Annotated in this window: 16 protein-coding genes; 7 read left to right on the forward strand and 9 right to left on the reverse strand. The window is 48.4% G+C overall.

Going from position 1 to position 20,864, the window contains the following annotated elements; genetic code table 11:
* Positions 1-20 precede the first annotated feature (20 nt).
* Positions 21-3,032, reverse strand: a complete 3,012-nt coding sequence (locus CFI03_RS26325) for a glycosyl hydrolase (protein WP_248761140.1) — start codon at positions 3,030-3,032, stop codon at positions 21-23.
* A gap of 512 nt (positions 3,033-3,544) precedes the next feature.
* Here CFI03_RS26325 and CFI03_RS26330 point away from each other — a divergent pair.
* Positions 3,545-4,558, forward strand: coding sequence for a LacI family DNA-binding transcriptional regulator (locus tag CFI03_RS26330; RefSeq protein WP_248762445.1), 1,014 nt, complete (start codon positions 3,545-3,547; stop codon positions 4,556-4,558).
* Positions 4,559-4,653: 95 nt separating this feature from the next.
* Here the strand turns inward: CFI03_RS26330 and CFI03_RS26335 are convergent, their stop codons facing one another.
* The 6 genes from CFI03_RS26335 to CFI03_RS26360 form a co-directional block, all read right to left on the reverse strand.
* Positions 4,654-5,433: an ABC transporter permease gene (locus CFI03_RS26335; protein WP_248761148.1), complete on the reverse strand. Its 780-nt coding sequence runs from the start codon at positions 5,431-5,433 to the stop codon at positions 4,654-4,656.
* Positions 5,430-6,242, reverse strand: coding sequence for an ABC transporter ATP-binding protein (locus CFI03_RS26340; protein ID WP_248761150.1), 813 nt, complete (start codon positions 6,240-6,242; stop codon positions 5,430-5,432). Before CFI03_RS26340 ends, CFI03_RS26335 begins: the two co-directional genes overlap by 4 nt.
* A 13-nt stretch (positions 6,243-6,255) precedes the next feature.
* Positions 6,256-7,296, reverse strand: coding sequence for an ABC transporter substrate-binding protein (locus CFI03_RS26345; protein ID WP_248761152.1), 1,041 nt, complete (start codon positions 7,294-7,296; stop codon positions 6,256-6,258).
* Positions 7,297-7,307: 11 nt separating this feature from the next.
* Positions 7,308-8,768: an aryl-sulfate sulfotransferase gene (locus tag CFI03_RS26350; protein ID WP_248761153.1), complete on the reverse strand. Its 1,461-nt coding sequence runs from the start codon at positions 8,766-8,768 to the stop codon at positions 7,308-7,310.
* Between the two features lie 35 nt (positions 8,769-8,803).
* Entirely contained in the window at positions 8,804-9,358 is a 555-nt protein-coding gene (locus tag CFI03_RS26355) for a MarR family winged helix-turn-helix transcriptional regulator (RefSeq protein WP_248761154.1), read from the reverse strand.
* 267 nt (positions 9,359-9,625) lie between these two features.
* Positions 9,626-10,471 carry a helix-turn-helix domain-containing protein gene (locus CFI03_RS26360; RefSeq protein ID WP_248761155.1) on the reverse strand — a complete coding sequence of 282 codons (846 nt, stop codon included), beginning with the start codon at positions 10,469-10,471 and terminating at the stop codon, positions 9,626-9,628.
* Between the two features lie 184 nt (positions 10,472-10,655).
* On the opposite strand from CFI03_RS26360, the gene CFI03_RS26365 reads away from it, so the two are divergent.
* The 4 genes from CFI03_RS26365 (at position 10,656) to CFI03_RS26380 (ending at position 16,306) form a co-directional block, all read left to right on the forward strand.
* Positions 10,656-12,701, forward strand: coding sequence for a beta-galactosidase (locus CFI03_RS26365; RefSeq protein ID WP_248761156.1), 2,046 nt, complete (start codon positions 10,656-10,658; stop codon positions 12,699-12,701).
* Positions 12,702-13,155: 454 nt separating this feature from the next.
* Positions 13,156-13,827 carry a stalk domain-containing protein gene (locus CFI03_RS26370; RefSeq protein ID WP_248761157.1) on the forward strand — a complete coding sequence of 224 codons (672 nt, stop codon included), beginning with the start codon at positions 13,156-13,158 and terminating at the stop codon, positions 13,825-13,827.
* A gap of 242 nt (positions 13,828-14,069) precedes the next feature.
* The gene (locus CFI03_RS26375; RefSeq protein ID WP_248761158.1) at positions 14,070-15,341 is read left to right on the forward strand and encodes an IS110 family RNA-guided transposase; all 1,272 of its coding nucleotides are present in this window, start codon (positions 14,070-14,072) and stop codon (positions 15,339-15,341) included.
* 515 nt (positions 15,342-15,856) lie between these two features.
* Positions 15,857-16,306, forward strand: coding sequence for a DUF4279 domain-containing protein (locus CFI03_RS26380; protein WP_248761159.1), 450 nt, complete (start codon positions 15,857-15,859; stop codon positions 16,304-16,306).
* A gap of 182 nt (positions 16,307-16,488) precedes the next feature.
* Here the strand turns inward: CFI03_RS26380 and CFI03_RS26385 are convergent, their stop codons facing one another.
* On the reverse strand, positions 16,489-16,752 hold the full coding sequence (locus CFI03_RS26385) for a hypothetical protein (protein WP_248761160.1): 264 nt from the start codon (positions 16,750-16,752) through the stop codon (positions 16,489-16,491).
* Between the two features lie 138 nt (positions 16,753-16,890).
* Complete coding sequence (locus CFI03_RS26390) at positions 16,891-18,582, reverse strand: ABC transporter substrate-binding protein (RefSeq protein ID WP_283094701.1); 1,692 nt, start codon at positions 18,580-18,582, stop codon at positions 16,891-16,893.
* Positions 18,583-18,880: 298 nt separating this feature from the next.
* Between CFI03_RS26390 and CFI03_RS26395 the strand changes: the two genes are divergently transcribed.
* Both CFI03_RS26395 and CFI03_RS26400 read left to right on the forward strand, forming a co-directional pair.
* The gene (locus CFI03_RS26395; RefSeq protein ID WP_248761162.1) at positions 18,881-19,618 is read left to right on the forward strand and encodes a copper amine oxidase N-terminal domain-containing protein; all 738 of its coding nucleotides are present in this window, start codon (positions 18,881-18,883) and stop codon (positions 19,616-19,618) included.
* 460 nt (positions 19,619-20,078) lie between these two features.
* Positions 20,079-20,786: a copper amine oxidase N-terminal domain-containing protein gene (locus CFI03_RS26400; protein ID WP_248761164.1), complete on the forward strand. Its 708-nt coding sequence runs from the start codon at positions 20,079-20,081 to the stop codon at positions 20,784-20,786.
* Positions 20,787-20,864 lie beyond the last annotated feature (78 nt).

The following is a 20,864-nucleotide window of genomic DNA, read 5'->3' on the forward strand; positions in this document are numbered from 1 at the left end:
GGAGCGAAGCGGTCTCTTCTTTATTTATACGGAATGGTCACGGTAGACTGCTGGCCGTTGGCGCTGCTCGCATTGACGCGAAGCGAGGATGCCCCGTTGCCAATCGCGCTCCACACCTTAATCGTAATGGTGCCGTTGTTCATGTTCGCGAAGGAGCCGGCAGCCGAGGTTGGTCCGCCGCCTTGCGTATAATCCTCCCAGCCGGTTACGTCATTGGTCGCGAAGTAACCGTAGGTTTCCACCCTCGTCGCGCTTCCGTTGCCATTAAAATCATACGTGACCTGTACCTGAACGCCGTTGCCGACGCTAGTCCCGGAGTCCAGGAACAGGTGGAAGGCGGTTGCTTTGGTTGCGTCGTATGTGCCAGTAATGCCTGTAATGGTATACGTAGTTGGGCTATGCGGATTACCGTCATAGTTTGCTCCGCCCGCACTAGCAATCGTATCGCTTGCTGCCGCCGTTCCTGCCGTAAAGCTTAAGCTGGAGCCCGATTTCGCATAAAGCACATTGCTTGAGAGGGATGCCCCCGCAACGGTGTAACTCGCTGCATTGCTGGTTCCGGCAGAGGTCGTTACGGTTACATTATAGCTTCCTGCCGCAAGACTCGAAGGAACGGTAGCCGTAATGGAGGTGTTCGACCAGCTTGTTACGGCAGCGGCAGCAGAGCCGAATTTAATAGACGATGTACCCTGCGAAGCTCCGAATCCGCTGCCCGTTACGGTAACCGTGCTTCCCGCTGAACCGGAAGAGGGGCTTAAGCTGGTAATTGACGGTCCGCTAGGCGTAACAACCGTTCCAAGCGAGGAAGCGACCGAGCCGGCAGGCACGCTCAAGGTAGCTCCGTCCGAGAACGTAACCGTAATGGCCGAAGTTCCCGGATTGTATGCGACGTAGTTGCGGGTTGAGCCTTTTTTGAATACGCCGTAGGTCGGCACGTTAGCCGTTACGGAAGTATCCACCTGACCAAGCGCCTGCATGTTATACAGGAAGCTGTACGTATGCGCTTTGGTCTCGCCGTCCTCCGGCGTGTAGTTCGGATTCGCGTTAAACAGGCTGATCGCACCGTCCGCATCATACAGAGCCTGGTATTCCCAGAATATATCCGGCCACATGTTCCAGGCATTGCCCCCGCGTTCGGAGGCCGTTTGCGCCAGGAAGGCAGCGGAATAGGAAGGCTTGTAGCCAAGATACGCGGAGGCAGCGGTTACCGGCAAAATATTAATGCCGCGGATCGCCTGCACATCCGCCGAGAACCAGGTTGCATAAACGGACTTGCCGCCCCAGATCATCGAGGAGTAGTTGTGGTTATAGCCGCTTTTGAAGTTGGTTCCATCGATATTAAACCAATATTCGTTCACCGCGTTGACCTCGGTCGTGTACAGGTAGATCCCCGCATCGCGGATAGCCGTATTGCCCGTAGCCTGCCCCCACAGGATCATCGCAGACCAAGCATTAATCGCTTCCGAAGACGATTCCTGGTTATTGCCGTCCGCAAACTCCGAGTTGCCCGATGCCCAGGAATGGCCGGCGTACGGATCGAAGTTGCGCATATAAGGGAAGCTGGTATCGGAGCGGTCCCAGTTGGCAAAGTCTTTGATCAGCATATTCACCATGCCGCCATAGTTAGCGGTTGAAGCCCAGCTTGGATTGTTGCGGGCCACTTCAGCCGCTGCGCGAACCCAATAGCCGTAATGGAAGTGATGGTCATTCAAGGAATCATTCGAACCATAGCTGGCCGGGTAGCCGATAAGGGTACCCCAGTTGCTGTTGTAGTAGAACAGGTTGTTGGTTTTTGTCCCGGCAGTCAAATTGCTGCTCAGCGTTGTCTCCAGATAGTTCTCGAAATTCGCAACGGCTGCCGTATTGCCGGCCAGCTGGGCGATTGGGAGCAGGTTGGCGATCCGGCCCAAATATTTGCCAAGCCAATACGTATCGGTTGCCCCAACGGTATGGTTCGCTTCGGTTCGGACGGACTCGATATAGTTGTTCAAGGTTGCGTTGTTATAGCTGCCAACGGCAGGCAGGTAAGGGAGAATGCCCTGATAAGTAAGCGATGTTGTAAAAGAGGACCCCGATACCGTCTTCATCGTTCCTCTGACGCTGTCGTAGGTGTAAGGGAGCAGCGAGGCCGATGTATTTTTCCACTGGCTGGGATAAAGCGCCATAATCGTGCCGGTCTGCGTGCCTTCCATGGCTTGCGTTGTGACGGAGTAGGTAGTTGACACCTTGCTGGTCGAAGAGTTGTAGGAGTAGTTCGAAGTTGTATTGGTTACGAAGGAGTAGGCATATTGCTTGTAGGCATTAAGAGTAGCCGCCGTATTGTCCGGAAGAACGGCGACCGAGAAGTAGCTTTTGCCGTTCAACGAGTTGGTAAGCGTAGAGGTTCCAATGCCGGACCAGGTGGAGCCGGTAGGTCCAAATAACCCGTAGTGATGGCCGTTAATCGTTACACCCAGAACGCTGCTCGAAGCGCTGCCGGACCAGACGGTTGGGGCGGACGGGAAAGCGAGCTTAGGCAGGCCGCCGGCGTATGTACCGTAGATAAACGGCAGGCCGTGTCCGGTTGTAATCCGCATCGTTCCGCCGCTGCTGAACAGCATCGATACCGTCCAGTCGGAAAAGGCGTCTACCTTGGCATCCGGGAAGTTCGATTGGGCGGAATGGCCAAGGGTGAAATCGTTGACGTACGCGCCAAACATGGCATCCGCGCTGCCGGATTGCACCGGATAGCCGATGCCAAGCCCGTCTGCTTTCGCCTGAACGGCAAGCGGGTGAGGGAACATCACGTCCGAGTAGGCTTTCCAGGCGAGGGAGCTCCACCAGTCATTGGTTGGCATGGCCCCGGTCACATTAGAGGTTTTGTAGATCGTTGCGGGAGGTCCCGTCTGTCCTGCAGGCAGGCTGTTCGTATAGCTTCCCGCGCCTACCGCAATCGTGGCTGCGGCTGCCGGCGAAGTAAACGAGCCTAGTATAGTGAATGCAAATAATGCGGTTAATATCATCCATTTGGTCCATTTCATATCCTTCTTCATCAAGCTCCTCCTCAAAAAAAGGTCTGTGTTCTGCATTCTTCACCGCTGCCATGAATCCGTACCCGACTCCCCGGTCAGGCATCATCGCCTCCCTTCGTAGGTTAAGGACGACAAAAAAGAAGACCTATTCTCCATAATCCAGTGATTGCGGAACCGTCTTCTGTCGTTTACAGCATGAGATAGATTCTGTTTAGATGTCTAAGATGAGGGCAATACGGAAGTGATTGCGATTGATGTGTGTACGAAGCGAAACAAAGAGGAGTGTGGTATTGCGATTTTCGAAAAATTTTCGTGATTTCATCTTGATTATGGTCGCGATTCGTTCATTTGTAAAGAGGGAAGTGGGTGATTTTACAAAAATAGGGCTTAAATCCTGCTTTTATCTACGAAAATTTTCGTAATATCACAAACACAAAACTATGGTATTTCCGAAAAATGACAGGTATGATAGGATGGATAAAAGAAGAGATGAAGGGCAGATTTGCCCACGGAAGTGAGAGATTACGGTGAAAATAACGATTAAGACAATCGCCGAGCTGGCGGGGGTATCCGTGTCGACCGTCTCTAAAATCGTTAACAACTACGATGATGTCGGCACCGAAACGAGAGAGCGCGTGCTGCGGATTATGGAGGAGCACGGGTATGCGGCCTCCAATGCGTCGAAGGCTCCGAAACGCAAATCGCAGCTGGTCGGCGTTGTGTACGCGGGTAAAATAAATGCCGAGTTCAATCACCTTTTCTTTGTGGATGTAATCAACGCCTTCAAGAAAAGAATCGGTCTGTTAGGGTACGACCTGCTCTTCTTCTCGAATGAGAGACTGGATGATTCGGAAGGGGACTATTTGTCCCGCTGCCGGCATTATCAGGTGGACGGATGCATTATTATTTCCGGCGACGAGATTGATTCGGGCATCGGAGAGCTCGATCAAAGCGAAATTCCGTGCATCGGAATCGATCTTGAGCTGACCGGCAACCGGTCCGGTTACGTCATGTCGGACAACAGCCATATTTCGAACCGGGCCGTGGAGCACTTTTACCTGCAGGGATACAAGGAATTTGGCTTTATCGGCTGCTCGGGGACAAGCCGGATCTCGCAGTTCCGGGAGCAATCGTACAGGGAGGCCTTGCAGCGTTACGGCTTGCCTGTCACGGAGGCGTTCTTCCGGAACGGGAGCGACTTTTTCGAGCATTCCGGTTATGAGGCGATGCTGGGGATGATTGAAGCGGGGCAAGTCCCGCGCGCGGTATTCGCGGCTTCCGATCTGCTTGCGATTGGGGCGATTCGGGCAATCAGGGAGAAGGGGCTGAACGTCCCGGGGGATGTTGCCGTTATCGGCTGTGACGATATCGAGGCATGCCAATACGTCACTCCTCCGCTGACAACCGTAAGACAAGATAAGGAGAAGATTGGACTTCTGGCGGCTCTAATGCTGTATGACCTGATGAACGGCCAGCTGCAGTCGAGCTCGGTTATGGTTGCACCGGAGCTGATCGTGCGGCAGAGCTGCGGTGCCGTACGATCATGAATAAGAGCTGTCTCCAGATTCCGGTTACGGCCGGCCTGGAGACAGCTCTTTTGTTACCGTAATATCATCATTGAGAGGCTTCGATAGAAGTTTTCTCAGCGGCGGCGAAGGGCCGTCGTGTTAATAACGCCGTACCGGAACAGCAGCTTGCTGCCCAGCCAGCCGACGATACGGTCGGTCAGGAAGCCCATCAGGCCAAGGCTGATCAATCCGACAAAGATCCAGTCCGTACGGAAGTAAAGTCTGGAGTTCCAGATGAGGAAGCCTACGCCTTCGTTCGCGGCAATCATCTCGGCGCCTATGATCGCCATGTACGAGGTACCCATAGCAAGCCGGATGCCGGTGAAAATATAAGGCGTGGTGGCCGGAATGACGACATGGAGCAAAATTTGCCATTCGGAAGCGCCCATGCTGCGGGCCGAGCGGATCCGGTCCTCTTCAATAGCGAGAACGCCGGTTAATGTATTAATAATGACGATAAATAGGGTTGCGTACATAATGAGGGCAATCTTGGACTGCTCGCCAATGCCGAACCATACAAGGAACAGCGTAATAAACGCGATAGGAGGGATAAACCGGACAAAGTTCAGGAACGGCTCCGCAAAGACGCGGATGGCGGTTACTTTGCCGATGGTAAGTCCAATCGGAATGGCAAGAAGGCTGCCAAGCGCCCAGCCGGCGAATACCCGGTAGAAGCTGATGCCGATATATTTCATTAATGAACCGTCACTGAGTAGCTCCCGCGCTCCTTGCCAGGTAGCGGCAGGACCCGGAATAATCTCCGGACCGTAAATCCATGCGCCAACCTGCCAAACGATGAATGTGATGACCCACAGCAGCGGAATCGTTACCCATTTCTTTTGCAAAACCTTCACGGGTACATGCCTCCTTCCAGCTCGGCGTCAAAGTGGGACTGGATATGGCGCTGAAGCTCGTTCAGCTCCGGGGAGGCCGGATCGCGCGGATAGCCGAGCGGAACCTGATAGATGCTGGAGATCCTGGCATTAGGTCCTGTAGACATAACGGCGATCCGTTGTCCCAGCAGCAGCGCTTCCTGAATATCGTGAGTGACGAAAATCACCGTCTTGCCGGTTTCCCGCCAGATCTGGCTTAATTCCTTCTGCATGATCCGTCTCGTCATGGCGTCCAAGGCGCCAAACGGTTCATCCATCAGCAGAATCGCCGGATCATTGGCTAATACGCGGGCAAGCTGAACGCGCTGCTTCATGCCGCCGGACAATTCGCGCGGGAATTTGTTCTCATGGCCGTACAATCCGACAAGCCGGATATAGCGGTCCGATATTTCCTTGCGCTGGTCCTTTGGCATCTTTTTCATTTTCAGGCCGAACTCAACGTTTTGCCGGACCGTCAGCCAAGGGAAGAGGGAGGAGTCCGCCTGCTGGAAGACAACCGCTCTTTCCTTGCCGGGCTTGTCGACTTCATCGTTCCCGACGCGCAGGCTGCCTCCGGTCTTGGAGACAAAGCCCGCGATCATATTGAGCAGCGTGGATTTGCCGCAGCCGCTTGGACCCAGAAGAACGAAGAATTCCCCGCCCTTTACGACCAGATCGATATCTTTGATGATGTAGTGAACGGAGCCGCCCGAGCCTGGCTTAACCTCCGAGTAACTCTTGTTGAGCCGTTCGATCGTAATCGTATTTGGAGATGGGCTCGTATTCAACATTTGTCATCTCTCCTTATTTCTTATAGGTGAACTGATCGGGTACCGCCTGCTGCACGCTGTCCAGACTCAGCTTATCGGCGAGGTTGAAGTCGTTCTTAATAATGCCGGCTCCCACCATGTAATTCTTCTGATTCGTAAGGCTGTCGAAGGATTGCTGGGTAAAGCCAACGTTCCAGTTGTTCGTGGCCAAATCCCGGATAGTTGCTTCCTTCGGCTGCTTGGTTTCCGCAAAAAGGATGTCGGCCGTTTCGTCCGGATTAGCCGTAATATACTTGGAGGTCTCATCCAAGGCCTTCAGGAAGTTGGCGACCGCCTGCGGATGGTCCTTGATCAAGGAGTTAGGGGCGATAATGGTGCCGCCGATCCGCACCGATGTTTTGGACATATCGGTCAGCTCGTGAACGCCTTCAATCGCCTTGAACTTATCGATCAGCGTAGCGCCTATGACCCAGCTGGCGTCGATTTCGCCCTTTTTGAGCGCAACGTAAGCCTCGTCGAAGCCGCCTTGCCCGATCTCCTTCGTATCGCCTACCGCTACGCCGTTATCCTTCAAATAAACATCCCACAAGTAAGGGAGGAACGTGCCGCGAAGGGTGCTTAGCTTTTTACCCTTTAGATCGGCAGGGGACTGGATTTCATCCCGGACAAACAGCTTCCATTGGGCAGCCGATGCCTCGGTGTCCGTGCCAGTCGCGGCAATAATCGAGAAGTCGCCTTTGCTTACAGCGTTCAGCGACGGGAAGTCCGCGCCCCAGCCGATATCCGCCTGCTTGATGAACAAGGAGTTAATACCCTCCGCAGGAGTAGCGAAGGTAATGATGTCGGCATCAATGCCGTATTTCTCGAGGAAGCCTTTGCTCTTCGCCACGCGGAGCACGGGGTTGGTTGCGGTGTCCGCGATTTTAATCTTAATCGGGTCAGCAGCTGCTTCAGCCTGCTGGCTGTTCGTCGAATTCGCTTCAGCCGCTGCCGGCTTATTATTATCCTTGCCGCCGCATGCGGCAAGGGTGAAGGTAACGGCCAGAACCGTTGCGAGAATACCGAACTTTTTCATCTAACTTCGCCTCAGCTTTCTTCTCCGGATTCGGCCGTGCTTGGATTTTCTTCGACGGTCGCGACGCAGAATGCGCCTTCGCCGTACTCTCCGGTGCCTACGACCTCCACAACCGAATCGGTTCCTTTTGCCGCTGCGCCCGGCACCCGGTAGTCGGCAACGTCGAGCGGAACAATCGCTTCTTCAACAGGCTTCTCGAGCTGAGGCACCCACTCGTAAGGGACGCGGTAAGCACGGTAAACCATGTTGGCGTTAATTTTGTTCTTGTAAGGGGAGATGTACTCCCATACCAGTTCATGCTCGCTCGTCACCTCGAAAATCCGGCCGTCGGCGCCTTCGGTAATCAGCGTATTGCCGTTAGGCAGGCGCTGCGCGGAGCTGATGTACGGGCTGTAGAAACGATAAGAATCGAGCGGAGCCATAAAGCCGGCTTCCGTTGGCGTATACTGCCATTCAATCTCGAGAGTGACCGGATTGATCTCGAGAATACGGGAATGATCTCGGACGGCATTTTTGATGCCGTAAGGAGATGCGGGGTTCGGAAGACCGTAACCGCCCCAGCCGCCGTTATCGAATACAAGCAGATTGCCTTCGCCAGGCAAGCCCTGCGGAATGATATGGGCGTGATGCTGGCCGATAATCCAGCCCAAATGCCTCACTTCCGGCTTCGAGTAGTCCGGGCCAAGCTGCCAGACGATTTTGCCGGTTTGGCGGTCCGTAATGGCGATAATATTGGATTCCCTGGCATCCCAGATAATGTTGTCCGGATGGAAGCGTTCGTCGCCGGCATCGTAAAATTTATTGGGACCTACCCAAGACGCGGAGTTGATATGCATCCAGTCGCCGCCCGTATTGCCGCCGAAGTGACGTCCGTTAGGATCGCGGAACAGCACGTTTTTCGCCGCTTCGTCAAAGCCAAGCTCTTCGAAATGATCGCTTACCGCCCATTGCCACAGGATATTGCCTTCCCAGTCCACTTCGAGAATAACGTCGTCGAGCAGCAGCTTATCGGAGATCTCCGGCTTGGTTACGTTGCGGTGAGCGAGAATGAGGGTGCGTCCGCCGTTTGTCTGCGGCTCCTGTCCCGGAGCATAGTAGCCAACCGGATTGCCTTCGCGCTGGTAATCATGATGCGCGCGCGCCATCCACTCCGGCTCGTAGCCCGGATCCTCTATGTATTCGAGGCGGTTGAATTTCCATACGATATTGCCGTTCCAATCCACCTGCACCAGATCGGCTTCGTCCTGGAAGCCGTATTTCGGATCGCGTTCCTTGGTGCTGCCTACTACGTAACCGCCCGGCAAAATTTTGTTCGGGAAGCCGCGCAGGCCTTTCCACAAATGAACCTCTTTGCCGCTCATATCAATCAGCAGGGCGCCAACGTTGGCCGCCTGGAAAATCGTATAACCGCTCCATGCCTTCTCGGGCAAATAAACCGTTGCTCCGGTTGGATAAATAGTGGGATGTCCCATGCTCAACACTCCTTAAATGAATTGTGATGGTTAAATTAATAATTCAGAAAATAATTTTGATTGGGTTTAGCTGCTGGCTTATTTTTTGGTTTTTCTTCCGTTTTCTCTTCCGCCTTTTGCTCTTCGTATTCCTTGACCATCGCCATGTAGCGCTCCGAGAAGCCTTCCAGATTGGCATAAATACGCTCGAAAATTTCCTTCTGGCAGGCGAGCTCCTCCCCGTTAAAGCTGCCGAACAGGAGACTTACTCCCCGCTTGCCAAGCTCAGGGTACCGGTCTAGCAGCTGCCGGCCTTCCTCCGTAATGTCCAGCCATACGTTCCTGCGGTCGCCTTGCAGGCGCTGCCGCTCAGCGAAGCCTTTCGCTTCCAGCTTGTCGCATAGAGCCGTGATTGCACCGGAGGTCAGATCAAGCTGCTCCGCCAGATCTCCAAGCTTTTGCGCGCCGCCCAGCTGAATGCTCCGGAGAATTAGGAAGCCGGGTAGGGCAATGTCCTCCACGGAGATTTTGTCGCGTTCCTTAACGAATCTGCGGACCATTCTCCTGAACAGCCAATCGTTTTCTTCCATCTGGGTTATGAAGTCTTCCATGTTGTTCTCGCGTTACCTCCTAAAAGAATGTTCACCTAAAGTGCCTGATACAGGGCCACTCGTGATGATTCTTGCTTCGAAAGCATAATCCGAAGAAAACAAAAAAGACCGCAACAGACGTCCCGTGATCGGGTACGTGAGTTGGGCCTTTGGTTATCCAATCGGCTTTATGAAATTAGTTCAACGTTAAAAGAATGAACGTTGAAGGATTATGGATAGATATTAACCCCATAATTCCGACAAGTCAAGTGGTATTTAGAAATAATTTTACGCCTTATGCCTTTCCCTGAATTGAAGCGGGGTCATGCCTTCCTGATCGCGAAAGCATTTGCTGAAATAGCTGGTTTGCGAAAAGCCGGTTTCGAGCGCAATAAGCTTCACAGATAGGGCGGTTGAGGCAAGAAGCTGCTTCGCCCGGAGTATACGTGCTTCGGTCAGAAAGTCGGAGAAGGACTTGCCAAAGGTTTGATTAAATTTCCGGCTGAAATAATGGGTGCTGTACCCGGCAATCGCGGCCGCCTGCTCCAGGGTGAAAGGCTGATTGCAATGGGCGCGCACGTAATTGGCAGCTGCCCGGATTTTGTCCGCGGCTTGATGAACGGACACGTTAAGCTGGCTGGCGGTAGTCTGAATTCTGCTGAGCAGCTCGTACAGCGTGGAAGCAGCCGTGTATTCGTCATCTACTTCGTAGCTTCTGCCAAGCTCAAGGAGTCGCTCCATCAAGGCTTGAGCAGGGGCAAGATCGGGCAAATGAAAGAGCCAAGGCTCATCGAGACCTTTTCCGTCCAAAAACTCCTCCGGCCTTACGCCATAAAAATGGACCCACCGGATACTCCAGGGCTCCCGGACATCCGAATGATACGTCTGTCTAATGCCGGGGCCGTATAGGAAGCCTTGTCCTTGCGTCAGCTCGTAGGTCATGTTGTCCGTGTGCAGATAACCTTTGCCGCCTAGCACAATGTGCAAGTTGTAATAACGGTCCAGGTTGTTTTCGGTTGTGGCAAATTCACGATTGACGGCATGCTCTGGGAAGTCGCTATAGCCGCCGATGAAGTCGGGAAAGCAGATATGACGGGGGAAAATCGGCTTGGGAAGGAAGATATGTTCTTTCATTTTAATCACCTCAGAATAACGCAATATTTTTATACGATAGGTATTATCAGGAGATAAAACAGTCATTATCAAAAAAATCATATGACAATATTTTAATATAGTTCGCATCTTTTTGTCATATCCTTCTGCCCGGGCGTCCACTAAAATGGAGGTAGAAGCAAGATACGCTAAGGAGGATGTCGCTATGGCAAAATCGATCCAAATGGACGAGTTAACATTAGGAGTCTGTTATTATCCGGAGCATTGGCCGGAGGGGCTGTGGGAGGATGATTTCCGGCGCATGAGGGAGATGAATATCTCGGTGATCCGGATGGCGGAATTTTCATGGGCGATGCTCGAGCCGCAGGAAGGGGTGTTTGACTTCAGCTTTTTCACGCGGGTGATGGATCTGGCGCACCGTTTCGGTCTGAGAGTCATACTGGGTACGCCTACCGCAACGCCGCCGGCTTGGCTGACGCATAAATATCCCGAGGTGCTGAATGCAACGAAGGAAGGCGTATTGATTAAACACGGCATGCGCCGCCATTACAATTATTCCAGCTCGAAATACCGGGAGCTTTCCCAGCGAATCGTGCGCAATATGGTGAACGCTTACAAAGACCATCCTGCGGTTATAGGGTGGCAGATCGATAACGAATTTAACTGCGAGAAAAACGTGTTTTATGCCGAAGCCGACCATGCCGCATTCCGGGTATGGCTTAAAGAAAAGTATGGGACGTTAGACAATCTCAATAAAGCTTGGGGCACGGTATTCTGGAGCCAGACTTATACGGATTGGGAGCAGTTACACTTGTCGCAGACGGATTCGCCGAACCCGCATTTGGCATTGGATGAGAAGAGGTTCATTTCGGATAACGTCATTTCGTTCGCCAAGCTGCAGGCTGATATTATCCGCGAGCTGGCGCCGCAGCATTGGGTAACGACTAACGGACTATTCGGCCATCTCGATAATCATAAGATGACGGATGAACTGCTCGATTTCTTCTCGTATGATTCGTATCCGCAGTTCAGCAGCGTTTACTACAACGAGAATGAAACCAAGCCGCTGCTAGACCGTCAATGGAGCATTAACCTGACTAACGTCAGGTCCATCTCGCAGAACTTCTGCGTCATGGAGCAGCAGTCCGGCCCCGGCGGCTGGGTTGACCGGATTGAGATGGGAACGCCAAGACCGGGTCAAATCCGTTTATGGTCGTATCAATCGGTACTTCACGGGACCGATCTGCTTGTCTATTTCCGCTGGCGCACGGCAACGTTCGGTACCGAAATTTATTGGCATGGCATCAATGACTACCACAACCAGCCTAACCGGAGAGTCAGGGAGGTGGCACAGGTAGGCGGCGAGTTCGCGAAGATCGGCTCTCTTATTGCAGGGACTGCCTATCAAGCGGAAGTAGCTTTTATGCAGGATTACAACAATAACTGGGATGGGGAGATGGATGTATGGCATGGCCCTCTGCAGTGGCAGAGCATGCGTTCCTGGTTCAAACAGCTGCAATACCGGCATATTCCGGCAGACACTCTTTTCTTGCGTTCCAATACAACACTCGAGGATTTAGCCAAGTACAAAGTCATCGTCTATCCGCATTCGGCGATTATGACCGATGAGACGGCAGAGCTTCTGACCCGCTATGTGGAGCAGGGCGGCAAGCTGTTCTTGGGTGCCCGTACGGGGTACAAGGATTTGAACGGACAATGCTACATGCGTCCATTCCCGGGTCCGGTTGCCGGACTATGCGGCATTATGGTTGATGACTTTACGCTTGTCAAAGGTAAAGTGAGCGCGGCGGAGCTGCAATGGGAAGGCAGACTGTCCGAAGGCACGAAGGCGGTAGGCTTCAACGAAGTGCTTAGCGTTCAGAATCCGGATGCGGAAGTTGTCGCCCGTTACTCATCCGAATATTATCAAGGGGAGCCGGCTTTAACCCGCAGGAACGTTGGGGAAGGCCAGGTCTGGTACTTAGGAGCTGCTTATAGCGAACCCGTAGTCGACGGAATTTTGGATGAGCTTGGTTTAAGCTCGCCTCTCGTAGACCGGATCTCCGCGCCCGCCGAAGTCGAGATCGGAATTCGCGCATCGAAGGATGCTTCATACGCCTTCCTGCTGAACTATTCGGATAAGCCGGTAACGGTTCAAGTGAAGCAGCGCGTAACGGACCTCCTGACAGGGACAGCACTGGAAAACGATGTAGCAATGCCGGCATACGGCGTTATGGTGTTGGAGCTTTAATGTACGCAGCCCCCGCGGGAATACTCCTGCGGGGGCTTCTTGCTAGGCAAACAAAAAGCCTGCGGCAATCAGCCGCAGGCAACAATAGAGAATATATAAAGGGGGGTCTTGTCTCTTATTATAGTAGCCGATAATGAAAGGAACCTGAGCGGAATATTACAGGAAGGTTACAAGTTCTGCTTGATCCGTCCATTCGCCACTTGGTGTGAGAAAATAAAGTTCTTTAATGTTTGGCTTCAGCCAGCAATGTACAATGAGTTAAAAACATAGAAAAATCACAAGAATTCCTGAAAAGTTTCAGGAGTTTTTTGGCATGATCATATGGCAAGACATTAAACGGGCAGGATAGTTGAAACATATCACGAATAACTTAAGTCATGTAAAATTTAGGAAACATGAAAAAAGACGTTAAGAAAGATCGGAGTGTAAATTGATATTGAAGGAGATTAACTTAATGAAACGAAAAAAAATATTAATTATTTTTGTCTTATTGTTGACCTTCACATCTACAGTCAATGCTTCTAGTTCCTTAAAACAAATCAAAGCGTATATAAATACAGATTTAACTATCGGTTTAAATGAAAAAGTATATATAAGTAAACCAATAGTTTATAATAATTCGACATATGTGCCAGTCAGAGATGTTGCAAAGGCATTTAATTCTGAAGTCATTAATGACAGTAAGAACAACTTGATATCAATTCAAACTAAACCAGAACGAGATGAAATTCCTTATAAGGATGCTCAAATAACTGATTATGTTGCTTTAGGGAAATCTCTAAAAGTAGCAAATAATGTTTCGGTATTAATTAAAGATATGGAGCATGCAACTTATCAAGGTAATGAAAATGTTGCTAGGCTTACTGTTCAAATTAAAAATGACTCTCAACAAGAATATTATTTTAAACCATATTTTTATTTCGAACTTGAAGACATAAAGAAAGAATTTGATTTTAATAACCAGTCTCCGATAGTTATTGGACCTGAATCTGTAAAGGCTAATCAAACAGTTGAATATCAGTTCATTTATCCCAAATTGCCTCAGTCATCAATAGTTAGAATTTCCTTAATGTTAACAAGAATAAATGATTTAACCTGGGTACCACTTGAACCAATTAAATTCTAAGTGAGTCGGTTAATCTATGAAGCCTGATTAGGCATTTCGGGAATAAACTACCATGAAAGAACGAATTTACTTTCATGCTCTGTGGTGCAAATATCAGATGCATGGAAGGCTAACGGGAAACTATAGCATTCCTGTAAAGCGTTAATTATCAGCTTTGCAAAAAGAAGAGCGCCTCGGGTACGATGGGAGTACGCAACGGGTCATAGCCCTTAAAATCCCATCATCCAGGAGGACGCTCTACTATGAAGTTTAAAGCCCAAGACAAACAAAATCAACTCATTGAAAAAATTACCCCTCAGCATCTGGTTATCGGGGTCGACATCGCTCAACAAACACATGTTGCGCGTGCAGTTAACTTCCGTGGAATCGTCATTGGTCATCCACTATCCTTTTCAAATGATGAAGAAGGCTTTCAAGTTCTTCTTCAATGGGTTCATTCCTTGCAAGCAGCTCATAATCTTAACTCGGCCATTGTTGGCATGGAACCTACCGGTCATTACTGGCTTAATATCTCTAGATGGCTTTCGAAGCACCAAATTGAAGTTGTTCTGGTCAACCCACATCTGGTGAAAAAGAATAAGGAAAACCGCGACAATACGCCATCGAAGAGTGACAAAAAAGATGCCCTAGTCATTGCGGACATGGTTAAGAATGGCTACTATGCCTTTATCCGCAACACACCTGAAGCTTTTGAAGAACTTCGAGTCTTTCTCTCAAATCGGGACTCAGTTGTAACGAGACTCGTTAGTGCGAAAAATCAAATCCATCGTTGGGTAGATGTGGTGTTCCCAGAACTGCGGCAAGTCTTTAAAGGCCTTATGTGCAAGGGGGCATTGGCCACGCTCCGTCTTTTCCCGACACCCGAAGAACTGGGGGAATTGCAGGCTCACGATGTGGTGAGCGGTTGGAAATCCCTTATGCAGCGTCAGCCTGGTGAAAGAAAGGCCCAAGCTCTTATTACTCTTGCTCGTCATTCAGTTGGATCGAAACAAGCTACGTCTGCGTACAAGCTTCATTTAAAGCAACTCCTAGCTGAATACGACCTTGCTTGCCAACAACTGCAAGTAGTTGAGGCAGAGATTATTGCTGTGCTAGACCGTATTCCTTTTGCTAAAGCAATGCTTGCTGTCAAAGGGATTAACGCGATTTCACTAGCGGGCATTCTAGGAGAGGCCGGGGATTTAAGCGGCTTTGCGCATGGTAATGCATTGCTTCGGCACGCAGGTCTCAACCTTGCAGAAGCCAGCTCGGGCAAGTGGACGGGACAGATGAAGATTAGTAAGCGTGGACGATCTCGCCTCCGACGGTTTATTTACATGATGGCCATGAGTTTGGTTGGGAATAATCCCGAATTCAAAGCAATGCATACGTACAATGTACAAGTGAAAAAGATGAAGAAGATGAGATCGCTTATGAAACTGTGTGGTAAATTAGCTCGAATACTCGTTGGAATGGCACGCAGCAATGAAGCGTACAATCCACATAAGACAATGCCGATTCAACTAGCAGCTTAAGCAATAATTTAACCGTTTCGTTGTACGAATGTTGGCTTATTCGCAGGATTTCAAAAGAAAGCACGGGGTACCGGATGTATTGAACCAAAGGGCACCGACCCGTAACTATAGCAAGACCGGCCTCCACCCCTTGGACAGGCGTAACGAAGGAATGAGAGGGCAAAGACCCGTTGAGACATGGGAGTGAAAACCACCAGGGGCGGCGTGGAGAATGCGTGCAGCATATGGAATATTATGGGGCAACAAACCTCCCCTCTATTTCATCACGCCTTCATGTTGTTCGGGTCTACTATAATGGCTCTCTTACTTTCATTCTGTAATTCTGGCAAGGGTGAAATCCTGCGAATAAGCGAGCATTTGTGAGAAAATGAATCGTACCGAGGGAGCTCAACAACACGACAGCAGCCGGCATATATAGCTAGGCTGCTTTTTGCTGAACTTATGGGCAGTTTTGCTTAGTTAGTGATACTATTGTTAATAGGAGGAATTCTAATAAATTACTGGAGTGATTTATATTGGATAATACCCGAGTCAAGGCATACTTCGGTATCTATGGGGATGCCTTTCCTATAAATGAAGTCACGCAATTACTTAATATCGAACCAACAAATACATATAACAAAGGTGACGTTATCGTCAGACCGAAGAATAACAATGTGGTTAATACTACTGTCAAATATAGAAAAGAAACCGCTTGGGTACTTAGTACAGATTATCAAGAATCCTATGATGTTACTGAACAATTGAACGAGATACTAAGTCCATTGAAAAATAAATCAGCTATTATAAATCGTTTAAAAACGAAGTATAACCTGGAGTGCCAGTTCTCTATTGTGATAATTATGGAACATGGTTATACACCAGGTTTGCACCTTGATAACGAACTGATTGAATTTGCAAATAGTATAAAAGCTGAGTTTGATATTGATTTGTATGCAAACCCGTATAAGAGCGATGTAAATTAAAAATCGTTCAACTACCATGAAAGAACGGATTATCTTTGATGCTCTGTGGTGCAGAAAAGTGATGCATGGATGGGACGGGGAACGATAGAATAAGCACATGAGGCAGCCGACTAATTCGAGTCGGCGAGAGGAGAAAATCAAAAAAAGAAAAACGCAATGATGTTCTCATTGCGATTATTACTTCATATTTTTTTCTGCTGATTGATTGATAATTTGAGTGCGATTTTTTCTATTACAGGGTCCTCTTTTGTGATACCCAGCTTCTCTAAAACAGCCATCATCAATTCATAGTGAGCGAATCCCTTGCTGGTTATAATATTTTGATTCACACAAACATCTGTATTTAAGAAAATACCACTATTAAGATAAGAGCTGAAGTGTTCTTTGATATAAGGCATACTTGTAAAGTTTCCTTGAATTAAATTAGCAGATGCTTGAATTATCAACTTGAATGTATAATCCCCCATCAGTTACGATGGCTTTACCATCGGAAGATAAAGTGTCCATTTCCACGGGAGACTATAGTTCAACAAAAACAGTGCAGCAGCCGATCAATATTGATCGGCTGCTGTTGTATACATGAATTAAATCTGCGGGCGGCGCCATATATCCTTGAAGTCTACTTTGCCCCAGACATTCATGCTGATGCCGTTTAGCGAAGTTTGATGGCTGACCGCTCGGATATGATGATGCAGGAAAAGAAGGTAATACTCATCTTTAAGCTCATCTTTAAGCTCTCGAAGAATGGAAAGCCGTTCCGATTGATCGGGTGCACGTAAACAATCCGTTATCCGATTATCTATGGTTTGTTTCCACTCGGGCGGGAGAAGATTCCGAATCAAGCTGCTGCCAGCACGGAATGTATCGATCAGCGTAATATCAACCTGCTCGCCAAGTACTTCCCCAACCGATATCATGTCGGCCTGTATCATGACTTCCATTTCAACTAATTGCTCAACTGGGACTACTTGAATATCAATTTGGATACCCAGTTTTTCGCAAGAGCTTTGTATCCATGCGGCGTTTTCTCTATTGAAGGGATTATCATACGTATATAGATGTAAAGTCTCTCCATTATAAGCGGATGCTGCTAGAAGCTCCATTGCTTTGGAAGGATTGTAAGATGCTTTCTCGCGCTGCATTTCGCTTTCATTCTCCTCCGTGAAGATAAATCCGTTAGCTGGCATCACCCGAGATCCGTTCAAGCTGCCGATGATTCCCCACCGGTCAAGGCCTAAGTGAATCGCCTCCCGCAGCCGGATATCCTGCAGAGGCCCCCGTTTGATTTGATTAAAGATCAGGTAGTTACATCCTTGCTCAAGTTCCTGCAGGGTATTCAGTTCTTGGTTAGCTACAGCTTCATTCGGTTGCGGATCGTAGTACAGCATATGCGTATTCTCCTTCGAAGCTGTTTCCAGAGCTGATCCTTGATAATTCGGCCATATCCAGATCTCAATGCGGTCTAGATGCGGGCGACCCTCGAAATATTGTTCATGGGCTTCTAAAACTAGCATCGAAGAATTGTTCTTCACGATGCGGTATGGTCCAGTTCCGTTAGGCATGTCGGAAGGCTCTTCATCCCAGCCGTTTGGAACAATATAACAGCGATCCGTGCTGAGTATATTAGGAAATGCGGCTATCGGTTCAGTAAGCTCAAAGGTAACGCTATGTTTGCTGGATTCATAGATATCCGCTATGAAATCATTCATCCAATCAGAGGGAGAGCTAACGAGCATGCGCTTAAACGAATGGATGACATCGCAGGGAGAGAAGAGATGACCATCATGAAAACGAACCCCTTTGCGCAGATAGAACGTCCATTTCTTGAACGTTGCATCAGACTCCCAATGATGCGCGAGACTCGGAACCAATCTCTTCTCCTTGGTAGAATATCCGACAAGTTTGTTCATCAATTGCCTAAGCCAGTTCAAATCCGAGCTGCGCAACACCTTTGCAGGATCTAGTACAGAAACCTGCCGAGAGTATGGAAGCCTTAATATATCGAGTTCCTCTTCATTGGATTGAATACCGAAATGGAGGTTAATCCCTCTCATAAATTTCTGTTGCTGGATCTCATCCAAAGAGGCGATTAATTGCCAGGCTTCCTGAATGCTTTCCTTTCCAATCAACTCGTGAATCTTGCGCTCAGTAAGCTCTTGTCTTGCCAAGAGAAATTTGAGCTCCGATTGATTCCCGCGGCCTCTTCCGGGTTTCCAGTCAATGAGATGCTCGGCCGACATTCGCTGCAGGACGAGCGTCGTATTTCGGTGGTGCAATCGAGCGCTTCCGCAATCTCTTCCAAAGGTACCGGGAAAGCTTGGAAGTCAGCGATAGCGCCGAATCGGTCACGCAGCTTTTCATAATAATCCATTAGCTTCATAACAAATTATCACCTCTAAAAATTGGTAATAGCAAGCCGGTGAGGAACGATAATCAGAGATGATCATTATAAACAAAGACGGCTCAATAAAAAAGGTGAAACCAATTGACCGCAGTATTCACTTTTTACTGTTTTTTTAAACCTTTACAATTCGATTAGGCTGGTCTGATTACGATGAAAGAAGGAGTGTGTAAATGAATAAGATTAAGGTTATGTCCAGCTTAGTGCTTGCGGTAAGCTTATCCGCTTCCGCGGTGACTGCTTATGCAGGAGACAACCATTCCATTCGCATAGACGGTGTTTCCGTCGTATCCGATGCAAAGCCTGAAGTAAGGAATAGCCATGCGATGGTTCCTCTGCGCGTCGTCAGCGAGAATCTGAGAGCTGCCGTCGATTGGTCGAAGTCGGCCGTGACGATTAAAAAAGACAATATTAATGTAACAATGAAATCAAACAATAGCGCAGCTACGAAGAACGATGCGACCATCCAGCTGGATGTCCAGCCGTATGTGAAGAATAACCGAATCTATGTCCCGCTGCGCTTTATCGCAGAAACCTTCAACTGTAAGGTTAATTATATGGATGGTGCAGTAACGGTAGACACTTTGCCGCTGATAATAGCTGGCGTTCAAGTAAAAACCTTGCAGCAAGAATATCACATGACGATGGGCGGCGTTGTTCGGCAAATCAACGGGAATGCCATTGATTCGGCCATCTACGAATTCTTGGTCAACAACAAAGGTGCTAAAGTCGCTGCTCCGGCTAGTTATTCATGGAGCGTGAATATTGATGTTCCGGGTTCTTACTACAAAAATGCACAGTATGATTTCTTGGATACGAAGAACAAGATTATGACTGGAGTCGTATCATCTGCCTTATTACTTAGCCCATTGGCTGCTCATGCAAAAGAGACCGTATCTCTAAAGGGGTAGATGGTTGATAATCGAGTGTTTATACCTTTGAGAGCCGCAGCTGTTGGAGTCGGGGCAATAACAACTTGGAATCAGATCCGTTACCAGTAAAAGGATCGCAGTGGCGGATCCTTTTTAACGCGAAATATAAAAAATAAAAACAAATATGCTGCCAGAAATGCAGTAAAACAAAGACGGCTCAATAAAAAAAGGTGAAATTAATTTACCGTTTTTTCACTTTTTATATATTATTTGAACCTGCATAATGTTTATTAATCAAGAATCCTAGTTATAAGGAATCGAGAAGATTAGGCGAGTATGATTATGAAGAAAGCAGGACCATGTAAATGATAAAGAACAAGGTTCGCTGAGTCTATGTCAATCCAGACTTACAGTTTTTGGCTTCTAATCTGTAAGTATAGGTGTTAATATTCATGAATCAATTAATTTTCCGCTTAAATGAAAAATTATGGAGGTTGAAATGAAGAAAACAGTATTAGTATGTGTAAGTGTAATGAGTGGCGCTTTAATGATGGGTCCAATGAGCTCTTATGCCGCAAACGATGATTATGATGCATATGGCGGAGTAAACGGTTTGCTTTCTGAGGGTAGATTATATGCCCCTCTCCGTAGTATGGCGACGAATAATCTATTCCAATACGATGAAAAGCTTGATAAATATCTTGAAGTGAAAATAAATTGGAATCAGAAGACAAAAACTGCTTCACTAACTAAAGGCGGGAAGACTTTTACTGCTACTGTTGGTAATGGAGTATTGTTGAAAAATGACACGGTGTATGTACAATTTAAAGCTCTAAGTAACTTCTTCTATCCGAACGATTATATTAAATGGGATACATCTACTTTGACAGGAAGCTCTGAGCACATTACGGTTTATGCTCGTCCACTGACAGATATTCAAGCATTGACTCTTGCAACAAATGCGATGTCCAAGAAGAAACAATGGATTCAATATCATAAAAATAACGCAGAAATAGGTCTTCCTGAGTCAGAGTATATTCAATGGAATAAAAGTCTTACTAAATTTAAAGCGGTCTTTAGTTCACATGGGATTGTTGGCGATTATGACTATAGCTACGGAATTGAAGCGGAGATGACTAAGAAGGCTAATGATTGGGCTATTACATCATTCAATTATATGGATAGCACAAGGATGTATTATCCTTAATCATGCCTGAGCAACCGCTAGTCTGGTCATTAGTGGATAGGCATTAAAAAGGCAACACTTCTTCTTTGATGGCATTAC

It is taken from the genome of Paenibacillus sp. ATY16 (assembly GCF_003399985.2).
Lineage (GTDB): Bacteria > Bacillota > Bacilli > Paenibacillales > Paenibacillaceae > Pristimantibacillus > Pristimantibacillus glycanilyticus.

Excerpts from the sequence above, each read along its gene's own strand:
- CFI03_RS26325 (WP_248761140.1), bottom strand. The coding sequence starts at position 3,032 with ATGAAGAAGGATATGAAATGGACCAAATGGATGATATTAACCGCATTA.
- CFI03_RS26340 (WP_248761150.1), bottom strand. The coding sequence starts at position 6,242 with ATGTTGAATACGAGCCCATCTCCAAATACGATTACGATCGAACGGCTC.
- CFI03_RS26345 (WP_248761152.1), bottom strand. The coding sequence starts at position 7,296 with ATGAAAAAGTTCGGTATTCTCGCAACGGTTCTGGCCGTTACCTTCACC.
- CFI03_RS26350 (WP_248761153.1), bottom strand. The coding sequence starts at position 8,768 with ATGGGACATCCCACTATTTATCCAACCGGAGCAACGGTTTATTTGCCC.
- CFI03_RS26355 (WP_248761154.1), bottom strand. The coding sequence starts at position 9,358 with ATGGAAGACTTCATAACCCAGATGGAAGAAAACGATTGGCTGTTCAGG.
- CFI03_RS26360 (WP_248761155.1), bottom strand. The coding sequence starts at position 10,471 with ATGAAAGAACATATCTTCCTTCCCAAGCCGATTTTCCCCCGTCATATC.
- CFI03_RS26365 (WP_248761156.1), top strand. The coding sequence starts at position 10,656 with ATGGCAAAATCGATCCAAATGGACGAGTTAACATTAGGAGTCTGTTAT.
- CFI03_RS26370 (WP_248761157.1), top strand. The coding sequence starts at position 13,156 with ATGAAACGAAAAAAAATATTAATTATTTTTGTCTTATTGTTGACCTTC.
- CFI03_RS26375 (WP_248761158.1), top strand. The coding sequence starts at position 14,070 with ATGAAGTTTAAAGCCCAAGACAAACAAAATCAACTCATTGAAAAAATT.
- CFI03_RS26395 (WP_248761162.1), top strand. The coding sequence starts at position 18,881 with ATGAATAAGATTAAGGTTATGTCCAGCTTAGTGCTTGCGGTAAGCTTA.
- CFI03_RS26400 (WP_248761164.1), top strand. The coding sequence starts at position 20,079 with ATGAAGAAAACAGTATTAGTATGTGTAAGTGTAATGAGTGGCGCTTTA.